The organism is Thermogutta sp., assembly GCF_014359955.1.
Taxonomy (GTDB): domain Bacteria; phylum Planctomycetota; class Planctomycetia; order Pirellulales; family Thermoguttaceae; genus Thermogutta.
In genome coordinates this window covers 1-13599 of record NZ_JACIYL010000028.1, presented here as the reverse complement: position 1 = coordinate 13599, position 13599 = coordinate 1, and the positions used below count along the sequence as shown (strand labels likewise).

The window sequence follows — 13599 nt, the reverse complement described above, 5'->3', positions numbered from 1 at the left end:
GGGCCGATGGGGGCTTTGGATTTTTGGAACAATCCTTATCCATTCCAGGAGGTGGATACCCAGACCGGGCTGCTCAACAACGTCGGCCAACTTTATCGCGAGGCGGAAGACCTCGTCCTCACCAACGTCATTGCGTTTGACGTCAAGATCTGGGACCCGACAGCCCCTGTGACCGCGACCGCGGCCGGAACGGCACTCCGTCCGGGCGATCTTTCTTACCTTGTAACGCCGCCGCAACAGCCGGTGACTGGCGGGGCGTACGTCGATCTGGCCTATCATCCTCAGCCTCCCGCCGCCGGTCCGCTTTCGACGTTTTCCGACTACCCACTTGCCAAGACGAAGTTGGGCACCCTGGCCGTGTATGACACCTGGTCCATCCACTATGAGAAGGATGGCCTGGACCAGGACGGGGCTAACGGCCCCGACACGGGCACGGACGGCTTCGATAATGACAACAATGGTCTTGTGGACGACTTTGCTGAATGGGAGGCTCCCCCGCCTTATCCTGCTCCGTGCCGTGGCGTTCAGGTCATTATTCGCGTTTTCGAACCTGATAGTCGCCAGATCCGTCAGGTGACAATCGTGCAGGATTTCCTCCCGAAATAACCTCCTCCCGCGGCACACGGTGCCCCGCTGTTCCAACGAACAATCGGCTTAAAGCTGGCCGGATGTTCGCGAACATCCTTCGCAGTGACGCAGTTGCTCTGTGCGCGCCGCCCTTGCCGAAGGCGACCATTTCTGTACCATGAAAGGGCCGCGACGGCGGCGCTTTTTGTTTGTCTGATTTTTCAAAACTCGCCATTGTTGGGCAAAATCACGAGATTGAGTCCTTTGGCCATCGGGGGAGGCACGCCATGCTCAAAAAAGGTATTCTCCGGATTTCCCTTGCCGTGATCTTTGCGATCATCGCAGTTGGAGTCTCGGGAGATGAGGTCGAAGTTTCCCCTCTCCCATCCAGCCGGGTGCGTGATCCGAGCGTCCTCGTCCAGCGCGATGGAAGCGGCTATGCATACCGTACGCATCTGGATTTCATTCTCCAACGACTGGACATCCAGCCCGGTGATCGGATCCTGGATTTGGGGGCGGGCGACGGCTGGTGGACGGCCCATTTTGCCGAAAAAGTTGGACCTGAGGGAACTGTTTACGCTGCGGAAGTGACCCAGGAACTCGTGGATCGACTCAAACAACGACTGCACGACCATCCCCATGTACAATCCTATCTTTGTCCGCGCGATCGTCCGGGGCTCCCTGACCACTCCGTGGACCTTGTGTTTATCTCGCAGGTTTACCACCACCTGGACCGTCAGACCCGAATCGATTACTGGCGGGAACTCGCCAAAACGGTAACGCCGTTGGGTCGCGTGGCCGTGATCGAGACGTATCCCCCCATTGCGCTGCGGGGTAAAGATCATGGAACACCCCTGAGCACCCTGGTCCGAGAAGCAGAGGAAGGCGGGTGGATTCCCGTCGAAGTGTGGTTCATTCCCCGCACGCAGCACTATCTCGCCATCTTTCTTCAGCAAAAAGCCTTTTTCGCCGAGCCGGCCTCCCAGCAATGAGTTGGTCGATCGAACGGTCGGGCCCTTCATCATTGGCCATCTGGAAATGAGGCGACAAAGGAGAGCGGACAAGTGTTAATGCGCACGGTAACTCTTAGATTTCCCGGATTGATCCTACGTGCCGATGAACCGCATATTCCATTCTGGTCGGCCGGTCCCTCTTGCGGGGCGTGCCCGAATATGCCAGGATATGCGACATCTGCCTGACGTGTGAATGATGCTCTATCGTCGCCCATATGTCGGATGCGTTAACTTGTGAAGGCTGAAGAAGGAGTCGCAACGATGGCAGCTTTTCCAGAAGTGACCAAAATCAAGTACGAAGGCCCCGATTCTCGCAATCCACTTGCCTTCCGGCATTACAATCCCGATGAACTGGTGGAAGGCAAACCGATGAAAGACCACTTCCGCTTCAGCGTCGCCTTTTGGCACACGATGCGCGGGACGGGTGCCGACCCCTTCGGTGCTCCAACGATGATCCGGCCGTGGGACACGGGCGAAAATACCATCGAAAACGCCATCAACCGTGTCAAAGCCTTTTTTGAATTCTGCGAAAAGCTGGGGGCTCCGTTCTTTTGTTTCCATGACAGAGACGTCGCACCCGAAGGCAAAACTCTTGCCGAGACCAACAAAAATCTGGACGCCGTCGTGAAGGTTATCAAGGAGGAAATGGACCGCACGGGCGTCAAACTCCTCTGGGGAACTGCCAACCTCTTCAGCAATCCACGGTATGTCCATGGAGCGGCTACGAGCTGCAACGCCGATGCGTTTGCCTACGCTGCGGCACAGGTCAAGAAAGCCCTTGAAGTCACCAAGGAACTGGGTGGGGCGGGTTACGTGTTCTGGGGCGGCCGGGAAGGTTATCAATCGTTCTGGAACACGAATATGAAGCGCGAACTGGATAACCTGGCTCGCTTCCTCCATATGGCCGTGGATTATGCCAAGGAAATCGGCTTTACAGGCCAGTTCTACATCGAACCTAAACCGAAGGAACCCACCAAGCATCAGTACGATTTCGATGCTGCCGCCTGCATCAACTTCCTGCGTGCTTACGGCCTTGAAAAGTACTTCAAGCTGAACATCGAAACGAATCACGCCACACTCGCCGGCCACAACGTGGAGCATGAACTCGAGTACGCGGGAATGCAAGGCTTCCTTGGCTCCGTGGACGCCAACACAGGCGACCTGTTGCTCGGATGGGATACCGATCAGTTTCCCACCGACGTCTATCTGACAACCAAGATTATGCTCGTATTCTTGAAGTATGGTGGAATCGCACCGGGTGGCGTGAACTTCGATGCCAAGGTCCGCCGTGAAAGTTTCGAGCCCATCGATCTGTTCTATGCCCACATCGGTGGTATGGATTGCTTCGCGAAAGGACTCAAGGTGGCCGCAGCCATCCGTGCCGATGGTGAACTCGAGCGCCTGCTCAAGGAGCGCTACTCTTCCTGGGATACCGGCATCGGTGCCGAAATCGAAGCTGGCAAGCACAACTTCAAGACCCTCGAAAAGTACATGCTGGAAAAGGGCGATGTCTCACCGAACAAGAGCGGTCGGCAGGAGTTGTTCGAAAACATCGTGAACCGGTATATCTTCTGAAACCGGTCGTCCGCAACCGATTTTGGCACTTCCGTACAATGCGGGCGGTTGTAACGACACACAAGTAAGTTAACGATTCCCGATCGCGGTGGTTCGTCGCAAATATGAGCACAGACGGTAGGGGTATTTGCTCCGCCCCTACCGTTTTCATTTTCCTGATGGATGATCACAAGAGGTGTCCCCGCTAAATACCTGGTGACTTCAGAGGAAAAGCGGGGACGTGTCAGGCAGTTCAATAGTTGAAACGCACACCGCGTCTGCGAAGTTCCTCGGCGATCTGTCGCGCAGAGAGGAACGGGACAGCCTGGAATCCCACCCGCTGGGCAGCCTCCACATGGGCGGGAATGTCGTCTGTAAAGAAGATACGCTCGGGCGCAACACCTGCCTTCTCGGCAGCCGCCAGAAATATCTGAGGATCGGGTTTCAACAGCCGAAATTCACAGCTCAACCCGTACACGCGAAACCCTCGTCGCAGAATGGTAAAATGTTCAAGACACCACTCGAAGTGGGTAATGCAGGTATTCGACAGAATCCCCAGGGGAAAACATCTCGCCTGAAGCTGCGCAACCACGGGCAACATCGGCGTGTTGACCCAGAATATATCAGACGCAGCCTGGCGAAGCCGATCCCACGGCACGGAACATCCGGTCAATCGACAGAACTCCTCATAAAACTGCGTGGGCGAGATTTGGCCCAGCTCAAACGCCCTTTGAAGCCCGGTGGAGAACAGAATCTCGTGGATGCGCTCCGGGGACAGACTGGTGACTTCGGCAATCTGCCGGCACATCCGGTCGTTATCAAAATTGATGATGACGCGTCCAAGGTCGAAATAGATGAAATCGACGGTGCTCGACATAAGCTCTCCTGTTGCCACAACCTAATCGTCCAATAACGGCCGACACCGGTCCATCTTGCGTTGGTCCGCGATACCTACTAAAAACACATTGGCATCCGCCATTGCCTGCAGCGTTTGAACCACGGTGGAGAAAGTGTTACATTCGCAAACAGGACAGGCTGTGTCAAGGCACATCACGCCAACTCGGGAGGGAAAAGAGAATCATGGCCGCCCAACGTCTTCGCCGAATGTGGATTTGCTTGCCGCTGAGTATCGCCCCGGTTTTGCTCTTCGGATTGGGTCTCGTCTCAGCAGGGTCCACCCAGGAAGTCAAGACAATTGCACTTGCTGCGCTGGATCTGTCGCACATGTCACAGGGTTACGGCCAGCCACAAGTCGATCGCAACATTGTGAAACAGCCGATGCGAATTGCCGGTCAGGCGTTCGCCCATGGGGTGGGAACACATGCGGTCTCAGCGCTTTACATCAAGCTCGACGGAGAAGCGGAACGTTTCACGGCCAAAGTGGGTGTGGATGATTCAGCGGGCAATCGAGGCAGTGTGGAATTCCGCGTGTATGCGGACGGTCGAAAAGTTTTTGACAGCGGAATCATGCGCGGTGGTGAACCGGCCAAAACCGTTGATGTCCCACTGCAAGGCGTGAAGCAGCTTCTCCTCTACGTAGGGGCAGCCGGAGATGGTATTAATTTTGATCACGCGGATTGGGCCGAGGCAACCATCGCCTATCGTGGCTCTGTGCCATCCACCGTCCCCGCGCCCGAGGAACCGCGCATCCGACTTACACCTCCGCCAGGCCCTGAACCAGTCCTCAATCATCCCCAGCGGTATGGATGTCGTCCCCATCGCCCGGTCATCTTCCGCATTCCGTGTACGGGCGAACGGCCCATCCGCTTCACTGCCCGGAATCTTCCGGAAAGTCTCCACCTCGACGAGGCCACCGGCATCATCACCGGTCGGGCCCCCGAGACCCGCGGCGAATACCGTGTCACTCTGAGAGCGGAAAACCGCCACGGCGTCGCCGAAGGTGTGTGGACGCTGGTCGTCGGAGACACACTCGCCCTCACACCTCCCATGGGCTGGAATAGCTGGTATATCCACTATCATCGGGTGTCAGACGCGGATATTCGAGCAGCGGCCGACGCCATGGTGTCTTCCGGAATGGCCGATTTTGGCTACGCCTATGTGAACATCGATGACTGCTGGATGGTCAAACCTGGATCAGACGATCCGCTCCTGGGTGGTCCTCCACGCGATGAACAGGGCGCGGTCCGTCCGAACAAGAAATTTCCCGATATGAAGGCGCTCACAGATTACATCCATTCCAAAGGGCTCAAAGCGGGAATCTATATTTCGCCTGGTCCACTCACCTGTGGTGGATATGTGGGAAGTTACCAGCACGAGGAGATTGATGCCAGGAAATTCGCGGAATGGGGCTTTGACTTTCTCAAGTACGACTGGTGTTCGTATGGTCGCGTCGTCCAAGCCAGGACCCGGGAAGACTTCATGAAGCCTTACAAACTCATGGGCGATATCCTGAAAACGCTGGACCGGGATATCGTGTACAACCTGTGCCAGTATGGCATGGATTCGGTGTGGGAATGGGGCGCCTCGGTGGGCGGTAATTGCTGGCGAACCACCGGCGACCTCGGTCTCGAGGGAGGATCGCTCAACCGGGGAATCTATCAGGTGGGACTGAAAAACGCCAAACTCTGGGAGTACGCTGGCCCCGGCCACTGGAATGATCCTGATTACATTCTCATGGGTTGGGTAGGCGACGCCCGGACTGGCGGGGAAGGGCGGCCCACCCCATTGACCCCCAATGAACAGTACACTCACATGTCGATGTGGTGTCTGATGGCAGCGCCACTCATTTTCTCCGGAGATATGACTAAACTCGACGATTTCACGTTGGGCATTCTGTGTAATCGAGAAGTGATCGCCGTCGACCAGGACCCACTGGGTAAACAAGCCCGGATCGTTCGGGAAACGCCCGAGGAGTTGGTCCTCGCCAAACCGCTGGTGGACGGATCCATAGCGGTGGGATTGTTCAATCTCGATGAATTCCCGCGTGAGATGACCATCTCCTGGCAGGACCTTCAGCGTGAAGGCCCTCAGCAAGTCCGGGACCTCTGGCGTCAGAAAGACCTTGGAGTGTTTTCAGGCCATTTCGCTACGGAAGTTGGACGCCACGGAGTTGTCCTGATCAGAATCTGGCCCGCTTCCCCAGAACAGAAATGACGGAACACAGTGCCCCCTGTCGCGCCCCGGCGGCATCAGCAATGGCCTCCCTAGGCAAGAGGCTGTCGCCCGACTCAATCGGCGACAAGTCGAAACGAAAGTACACTCCGGCCAAGGGTACCAAAATCACCCTCGACTTGGATGACCGCAACCCCTGACCAACCGGACGTCGGTGGAACAATTCGCAGCGATTGTTCTGTGCGTTCACCCGCAGGCAGACGGCACGTATCGATAAATTCTGCCTGCCACCCGGCGGGTGTTGCGACACGAATTGTGCCTTCCGCTGCCATTTGTCCAAAGTTGTAAATAAAGATCGGGAATAACAAATCCTGCGTCTTGGGCTTCACCCGGTATGCTGACTGATGCAGATCAATCTCGTCAGAGGGCCACAGTGTTTGAAGCACGACAGGGCAGGGGCTATTGACCGGAACAGGCTCCGCCTGAGGTGGCTTCACGAGGTCAAAACGCCCCAACGAATCTTCGTGGAAAACGGCAAAGATCGGCGCTGACGTCAACACCAAGTTCTCGCCTGTCTGCTTCATCGGACGACCAAAATGGTCATACAAGGCCACAGGCTTTACCGGAAGAGGGAAAGTTCGCTGATCTTTGCTCCATAGAACGAGCACGAGACGCGGCTCTCCGTCCGGTTTTGCGCTGAACAGGTAGCCCGAAACTTCTTTGTCTGCCAGCTTCCCACGGGGTCGAGCATCCGCCAAAAGCCTCCCCACCGCCGCCAGCGACACATAGGCCGGACGCGGCGTCAGATCCCTGCGGATGATGCCGAATTGGGTGGGTCCCTCCACGTAATGAGGGAGAAGGAAATAGAAGGTGGCCGATGTGCCCTCGTGAAGCGAACACGCAAAAACCTTGACCAACCGTCGGGCCTGTTCAAACAAATCCTCGTCGCTTAACTCCTGTTTCTCAGGGTCGCCCGACCAGCGAAGCGGCAGCGCACACTCCGTCACCCACAACGGGCGCGGCCCGGCGACGTGTCTGAAACTCTCGTACAGGGACGGATAATCTTCAAGAGGTCGATAGTGGTGGAAGTTGAAGGTGTCGCAGTAGGGAAGAACGTCGTTGGCTGCGATATCTTCCAGATGAGCGGCATTGTTCGTGGCGAACACGTTCCAACACACAATCGTATCGGGTGAGGCTGACTTGATAGCCCAATAGGCAGCCTTTTGCAACGACGCCATTTCTGCTCCCGTGTGCCCACCGAAGACGTGGATGTCGGCTTCGTTCCACGGTTCATAAGCCAGCACTTTTCCCGTCCACCGGGTAGCAACGGCTTTCAGAAACCTGTAGCTATCCCGCAAATCAATAGGAAAGCGTTTTGTTTCGGGATTCGCCCATTTGGGAGAAGCATGATAAACCTGTAATACCTTGAGGCCAGCGGCTGATTGAATCTCAGCCGCAGCGTCGTAGCGGGTTCGCGGCTTGAATTCTCCCCGTTGCGGCTCCACCTCCCCCCAGGACAACCGGTCTCGCACCCAGTTGACTCCGGCGAGAGCACAGAGACTCGCCACATCGGCCATGCGGTCCTCCGGATAAAACCAGCTCATCGCCACATCCAGGGCGATAGGCGACGTCTGGGGCGTCGGAACCTTGAGCGGGGCGATCACCCCCAATGACAGCCAGTCTGCATAATCCTCCTTTTTCAGACGATAAAAACCGACCCGGAGCGGACCGAGCTCGACCGGTTTGTCATCTGCCACGACGTTTTTAATCAGATGATCCTCGGCATCCAGCAGTTGCCACACGCCCGCCTTGGGCAGCGAGACTCTGACCGATTCGCCTTCCAGGAAAATATTACCGGGATGGTGCTCCAAGGGCTTCGGAATAGCCCGCTCCACGGCTTCCGCTGAGTCATTTGTACCAAAGGCATTCGCCAAAGCCACAAACAGAGCGGTCGCCACGAACCCTGCCGATTTTTGGTTCACCCACCTCATGGGGAGTTCTCCTTCGTTGATCCCAAAAACAGGGTTAGCCTGTAACACTTCCGGAATGAAGTGCATCCCGAAACTTTTGCTCGGACTGCCCACCAACTATAACCAGCACGGACGATCGATAAGACCGTCCGTGCCGCAACATGCTACCCACTGAAACAAACTTCGGACGAATTACGGGGCCGGGATGGTATAGGTTACCGTGAGGCCTTTGCCCGGTTCTGCCAGGAAATTTGTCACTTCATACTGAAGCTCGAGCGGCTTGGACGTGTCCGGGGCGTTGATTCGCACAAGGGTCGTCGTGCCGGCCTTCAGTGTTAGCTCGGCCGGGCCGATTTGACCCACCCGCCGGAGAACAATATCGATCGCGCTTTTGTTCGTGACGTTCGTCCAAACGCTGGTCTTGGTACGCAAATGGGGCTCGGCAATATCCACGCTTTCTTCAAGCAGAGCTTGCAGCCATTCGGGCTTTCCGATCAGGTTCTCGCCCCACCAAACCGCCGTGCGACCGGCACGCAACGCCTCGCGGATGCCGTTTTCACTTCGCTCTGTGACAAACACCAGTGTGATCGTCCGGTGCTCAGCCGCCGTGTTCTGCGTGAGGAGATCGGGCTGATGAATGTCAGAATTGCCGACCATCGTCAGTCCCTTCTCCAGACACCATTTGTGGGCGGTCGGGTAATACGTGGAGCCGTTGGCCACTTCCATACCGTGCAAAAGCTTCTTTTCGTACAGTTCGGTATGAATATCCATCCAGCGGCCCAATTCTTCACCCTTCCAGGCCTGGTGGTTCCAGAACACAAACGCGCCTTGCTCGCACGCGGCTGAAATCGCCTCGACCAGGTCTGGCTTGGCCAGGGGATTGATATCTTTCAGGAAAATCGCGTTGAAATGGCCAGGCGGAGTATCCCGCGTGATTTCGGCCGCTCGAATAAGGATGATCCCCAATTCGCGCGCCCGGCCCAGCGCCAACTCGTAAGAGCGGTTAAAATTGGTCGGTATGTCGTCCTTGTGGGGCTGGTACTCAATATGGTCACTGATCGCGATGGCATCGAGTCCTGTTCGATACGCTTCGTCCACCCGCACTGTGGGCCAAACAGTTCCATCCGAAAACACGGTGTGCATATGGAAATCGCATTTCAATGTCTTGTAACCCGGTATATCGGGAAAAGCGATTTCGTGACGGACCTGGCTCCAGCCTGTGGCAGCAAGAGCCATCAACCAGAGGAACAAAACCCACAATTGAAGAAATCGTCTGGTCATGGGGCACGGTCCTTTCTTGGCTAGGTTGGTACTATAGAACTACCCAACAACTGCGGTGTGTTCAACCTTTTTGAGGTGCCGATCGGCAGGTTACGCGATCAAATGATGCACCACTGCCCCTGGCAACTCCCTTTTCACCACAACTCACACCCGACTGGCCGAAAGCCAAACTTCACCAGCGAACATCCGCACCGATTGTATTCAGGATGCTCAGAGAGTCAATTGTCGTACAGCCTGTGAAAAGCGCAAATTTTTGGTTAAGGTTTTTTGATCTCAACCCGTCTGACGCTCCGCACGCGACGTCCGCCTTCATCAGTGAGTTCCGCGACCAGATAAAAGGTCCCTTTGCGTGACGGGAACTGAACGAGCACAGTGAAAGTCTGGCGATCCACGGGCTCCAGTCGGCAGGATCGCTCCGCCACCACGGGAGCCAATTTCTCGGCCCCATCCTGAAAACCATTTTCGGGTACAAGGGCCAGGCGAACCAGTCCGGACCAATTTCTCCACCGATCATTGAGAACAACCACGGGAACTTCCACGGTGGCTCCTGCGGTCACCTCTTCATTCCAGAAGTCGAGAATGGCGATCACCGGAGAAAAGGCATCCCCAACCCGGCGGACGAAATGCGGCTCCAGAATCAAATTGTGCAAATCGACAAAATTGTCGCTGGTTTCGCCGTCCGGCCGAGAATAGCCCAACCCACAAAAGTGCATGACCCCTGCCACCTCGCGACCAGCACGCCAAAATTCTGTCATGGCGGCGATCGTGTAAGCATAAAACTTCCGGCGTTCCTCGGCTGAAGCCTGAGGACCTAACAACGCATCATAGTTGGGGCGGGAAAGGGTCGTGGGGCTCCCGTCCCGATTGAGCCACAACCAACCATATTCGTTGATGATGACGGGATTATTGCCCGCGTTCAGTTGCACGTTTCCCCGCAGGCCACCTTCCACGTCTGGCCGCTTCGGCTTCCCGGTCAATTGACTGAGACGAAATTGGGAGGGCTGGTTCTTGCCTTTCGGACTGAAAAACGGATAAGGATGTGATTCGAACACATCGAGCGGATCTTGAGGGGCCGCCCATCCGTTGTCCCACGGTCTTCCCGAGCGATCCAAATGCCGTACTTCCCGAATGGCCGCCCCTGTTTCTTCGGTCCGTGTTTCATTCTGTGCATCCCAAATGACCACGGAGGGATGATTCCATCGTTCACGCATCCACGCGGCATATTCCCGGGCCAACTCCTCGTGCCCCAGTTCTTTCGGCCATTGTCCCAGATACCAGATCGGAAATTCGTCCTGGATGAGCAACCCGACTTCATCGGCGATGTCGTACCATTTTTCAGGCGGAAACCCGATGCAATATCGAGCAGAATTCCAGTGCATTGTGCGGAAAGTTTCATGCAGCCGCCGAACCCACTCTTCCCTCCACGGTAAATTGCCTCGCGCGGGATCCTCGAAAAACCGATAGATACAGACGTTCGTCCCTCGCAATGGATAAATGCGGCCGTTAAGCATCGCCATTTTCGTCTGGGGATCAAACCGGAACTCCCGCATACCGAAGCGAAATCGCTGGGTATCACCGGGAGTGGAAACCACCGCTTCATAGAGGAAAGGATCCTCGGGAGTCCAGGGATGACAGTCAGGAATGGAAACCGACAGTTCAATTTCCTTCTCCTCGCCGGGCGTCAGGTGAACGGTTGGTGATCCTTGTTCGGCCACCACGCGACCCGATCGAGCTTCGCGGATCGTGCACTGGACAACGGTATCCATGGCTTGCGTCTGCGGGCCGAGAGTAACATAGAGTCGCACGCACTCGTGGCGAAGGTTGGGCACCGCCTGCACGGAAAGAATCTCCGGTTTTCCGGAAAGGATAAGCTGGACAGAATCGTAAATCCCCGGAATATAGCGGACCTTTTCAAAATCCCAACCGTCCGGGATGCCGGGCGGTAACGCACGGCGATGAGCGCCCACCCGAACGACAAGTACGTTTTCTTCTCCTCCACCTTTGACAAGCGAAGTCACGTCAAACACGGCTGGGGTAAAACTCGGAAGATGCTCTCCGACCTGCTCGCCATTCAGATACACCCGCATTCCATAACACGCCTTGTTGATTTTCAAACGCACCAGGGGTGGAACCTCTCCGTCTAAACGAAAGCTGCGGCGATACCAGAACGCTTCGCGAAACCGCAAACTTTCTTCTGTGCCAACCTCTTGAAATTGAGGCTCCGCCAAATCGACCAGGCCGGGAACAGGTACGCGAGCGGGAAAATCATTCGGCATGGTGTCCATTCGCCCCTCGGCAAGTTCCCAAATGCCATCCAGAGGGATCGTTTGTCGGTGATTTTTCTCTTCTGCTCCCGCCCCACGGGAGAGCACCAACCAACCCGATAAAAGAATAACCCGGCACAAAAGGGACACCAGGCGCAGCCGCTCCATGTTCAGGCTCCTTGTCAGCCGCGTTGTTTCACTCGATCGTTTGCCCGCGCAGGTGGGCTTTTCAACGCTCTGATGGTTTATAAAGCCGCGTTGGGCATGTGTCAACGAACGGCACCATTTCGAATGAGCGTATGCGCCATTCTCGCGTCACCCCACTGCGGGTCACGACGGGTTCAAAAACGGGGAAGCTCGACCGTGACCCCAACAGGATAGAGCGATTTTCACAACTTCCACCGTCAATCGTCCAGCGTGTGTCGAGGTGTTACATCGCCGACCGTTGCTGATCCCCCTGGCGTTCCGCGTCGCGATTCACCACAATGGCCGTTTGATCGCAGGGAACACGCGACTCCGCACAGTTGTTGTGTCCAAATAGACCAACGAAATCGCTGGATTTCGAGCCGAGGAGCACGATGGAAATGATGTCGAACCAGACCACCAAGGCGTATGAACTTGCCCGAGAGCGCTACGCTGAATGGGGAGTCGATACGGAAAAAGCGATCGAAACGCTGGCTTCCGTTTCTATCTCTATGCAGTGCTGGCAGGGAGATGATGTGGGGGGATTTGAAAGCGCTCAGGGATTGACGGGCGGGGGTATCCTGGCCACGGGCTCCTATCCTGGAAAGCCCCGTACACCGGACGAGCTCCGCGCGGATGCTGATATGGCCTTCCGGCTGATCCCCGGAAAGCACCGCTTCAATTTGCATGCGATTTATCTCGATACGGGCGGAAAAAAGGTGGACCGCGACGAAATCGAGCCTGCGCACTTCCAGGCCTGGGTGGATTGGGCGGCTGAACGCGGAATAGGACTGGACTTCAATCCCACGTTTTTCTCCCATTCGCTGGCAGCGAGTGGTTTCACGCTCACCCATGCCGATGACGGCATTCGCCGGTTCTGGGTACGGCACGGCCAGGCGTGCCGGCGCATTGGGGCGTATTTTGGGCAGCGCCTTGGGAAGGTATGCGTGACAAATATCTGGATTCCCGATGGCATGAAGGATCTTCCGGTCGATCGAAAGGGCCCGCGTGAACGGCTTATCCAGTCGCTGGATGAGATTCTGTCCGAGCAAATCGACTCAAGATTTCATCGCGATGCTGTGGAGGGAAAACTATTTGGCATTGGTTCGGAAGCCTACGTGGCCGGGTCGCACGAGTTTTACCTGGGCTACGCCATCACACGAAAGACGCTTCTCTGCCTGGACTCAGGGCACTTCCATCCCACCGAAACGATCGCTGATAAGATATCCGCTGTGCTCTTTTATCTTGACGGTCTCCTCCTCCATGTGAGTCGAGGCATTCGATGGGACAGTGATCACGTGGTCCTGTTTACCGACGATGTCTGTGCCATCGCTGAGGAGTTGGTCCGTGGACAATACCTCGACAGGGTGTTCATCGGATTGGACTTTTTCGATGCGAGCATCAATCGCCTGGCGGCCTGGGTCATCGGCATGCGAAGCATGCTCAAGGCGCTGCTCTGGGCCATGCTGGAACCATTGGCTGCTTTAAAGGATGCCGAGGCCAGGGGGGATTACACCGCGCGGCTGGCGCTTTTGGAAGCCGAGAAGACGGCCCCCTTCGCCGCTGTTTGGGAAGAATACTGTGCTCGGCACGATGTCCCTCGGGATGATCTGGTGCTCAACGAAGTACGGCGGTATGAGCAGGAGGTCTTCCCCAAGCGCCAGGGCTGAGCTTGCGTTCTGTTCTGGGCTGGCA

The 13599-nt window shown here is 56.2% G+C and carries 8 protein-coding genes and 1 pseudogene; 5 read left to right on the top strand and 4 right to left on the bottom strand.

The genetic code is table 11. The features are described from left to right. The 3 genes and pseudogenes from H5U08_RS01865 to xylA form a co-directional block, all read left to right on the top strand. Positions 1-606 (top strand): annotated as a pseudogene (locus H5U08_RS01865) (hypothetical protein); the annotation flags it as partial. Positions 607-854: 248 nt separating this feature from the next. Further along, positions 855-1559, top strand: a complete 705-nt coding sequence (locus tag H5U08_RS01860; protein WP_297029551.1) for a methyltransferase domain-containing protein — start codon at positions 855-857, stop codon at positions 1557-1559. A gap of 282 nt (positions 1560-1841) precedes the next feature. Beyond that, the gene (xylA, locus tag H5U08_RS01855; RefSeq protein WP_297029549.1) at positions 1842-3155 is read left to right on the top strand and encodes a xylose isomerase; all 1314 of its coding nucleotides are present in this window, start codon (positions 1842-1844) and stop codon (positions 3153-3155) included. Between the two features lie 232 nt (positions 3156-3387). On the opposite strand, the gene H5U08_RS01850 is transcribed toward xylA, so the two are convergent. Then, complete coding sequence (locus H5U08_RS01850; protein WP_297029547.1) at positions 3388-4011, bottom strand: HAD family phosphatase; 624 nt, start codon at positions 4009-4011, stop codon at positions 3388-3390. A 203-nt stretch (positions 4012-4214) separates the two neighbouring features. Between H5U08_RS01850 and H5U08_RS01845 the strand changes: the two genes are divergently transcribed. Next, on the top strand, positions 4215-6248 hold the full coding sequence (locus tag H5U08_RS01845; RefSeq protein WP_297029545.1) for an NPCBM/NEW2 domain-containing protein: 2034 nt from the start codon (positions 4215-4217) through the stop codon (positions 6246-6248). A 74-nt stretch (positions 6249-6322) separates the two neighbouring features. On the opposite strand, the gene H5U08_RS01840 is transcribed toward H5U08_RS01845, so the two are convergent. The 3 genes from H5U08_RS01840 to H5U08_RS01830 form a co-directional block, all read right to left on the bottom strand. Continuing rightward, on the bottom strand, positions 6323-8197 hold the full coding sequence (locus H5U08_RS01840) for a cellulase family glycosylhydrolase (RefSeq protein WP_297029543.1): 1875 nt from the start codon (positions 8195-8197) through the stop codon (positions 6323-6325). Positions 8198-8368: 171 nt separating this feature from the next. Further along, entirely contained in the window at positions 8369-9457 is a 1089-nt protein-coding gene (locus tag H5U08_RS01835; protein ID WP_297029541.1) for an Sb-PDE family phosphodiesterase, read from the bottom strand. Positions 9458-9714: 257 nt separating this feature from the next. Beyond that, on the bottom strand, positions 9715-11889 hold the full coding sequence (locus tag H5U08_RS01830) for a glycoside hydrolase family 2 TIM barrel-domain containing protein (RefSeq protein ID WP_297029540.1): 2175 nt from the start codon (positions 11887-11889) through the stop codon (positions 9715-9717). Between the two features lie 416 nt (positions 11890-12305). On the opposite strand from H5U08_RS01830, the gene H5U08_RS01825 reads away from it, so the two are divergent. Beyond that, positions 12306-13574: an L-rhamnose isomerase gene (locus H5U08_RS01825; RefSeq protein ID WP_297029539.1), complete on the top strand. Its 1269-nt coding sequence runs from the start codon at positions 12306-12308 to the stop codon at positions 13572-13574. Positions 13575-13599 lie beyond the last annotated feature (25 nt).

Coding starts and splice junctions, on each gene's coding strand:
- H5U08_RS01860 (WP_297029551.1), top strand. CDS start 855: ATGCTCAAAAAAGGTATTCTCCGGATTTCCCTTGCCGTGATCTTTGCG.
- xylA (WP_297029549.1), top strand. CDS start 1,842: ATGGCAGCTTTTCCAGAAGTGACCAAAATCAAGTACGAAGGCCCCGAT.
- H5U08_RS01850 (WP_297029547.1), bottom strand. CDS start 4,011: ATGTCGAGCACCGTCGATTTCATCTATTTCGACCTTGGACGCGTCATC.
- H5U08_RS01845 (WP_297029545.1), top strand. CDS start 4,215: ATGGCCGCCCAACGTCTTCGCCGAATGTGGATTTGCTTGCCGCTGAGT.
- H5U08_RS01840 (WP_297029543.1), bottom strand. CDS start 8,197: ATGAGGTGGGTGAACCAAAAATCGGCAGGGTTCGTGGCGACCGCTCTG.
- H5U08_RS01835 (WP_297029541.1), bottom strand. CDS start 9,457: ATGACCAGACGATTTCTTCAATTGTGGGTTTTGTTCCTCTGGTTGATG.
- H5U08_RS01830 (WP_297029540.1), bottom strand. CDS start 11,889: ATGGAGCGGCTGCGCCTGGTGTCCCTTTTGTGCCGGGTTATTCTTTTA.
- H5U08_RS01825 (WP_297029539.1), top strand. CDS start 12,306: ATGATGTCGAACCAGACCACCAAGGCGTATGAACTTGCCCGAGAGCGC.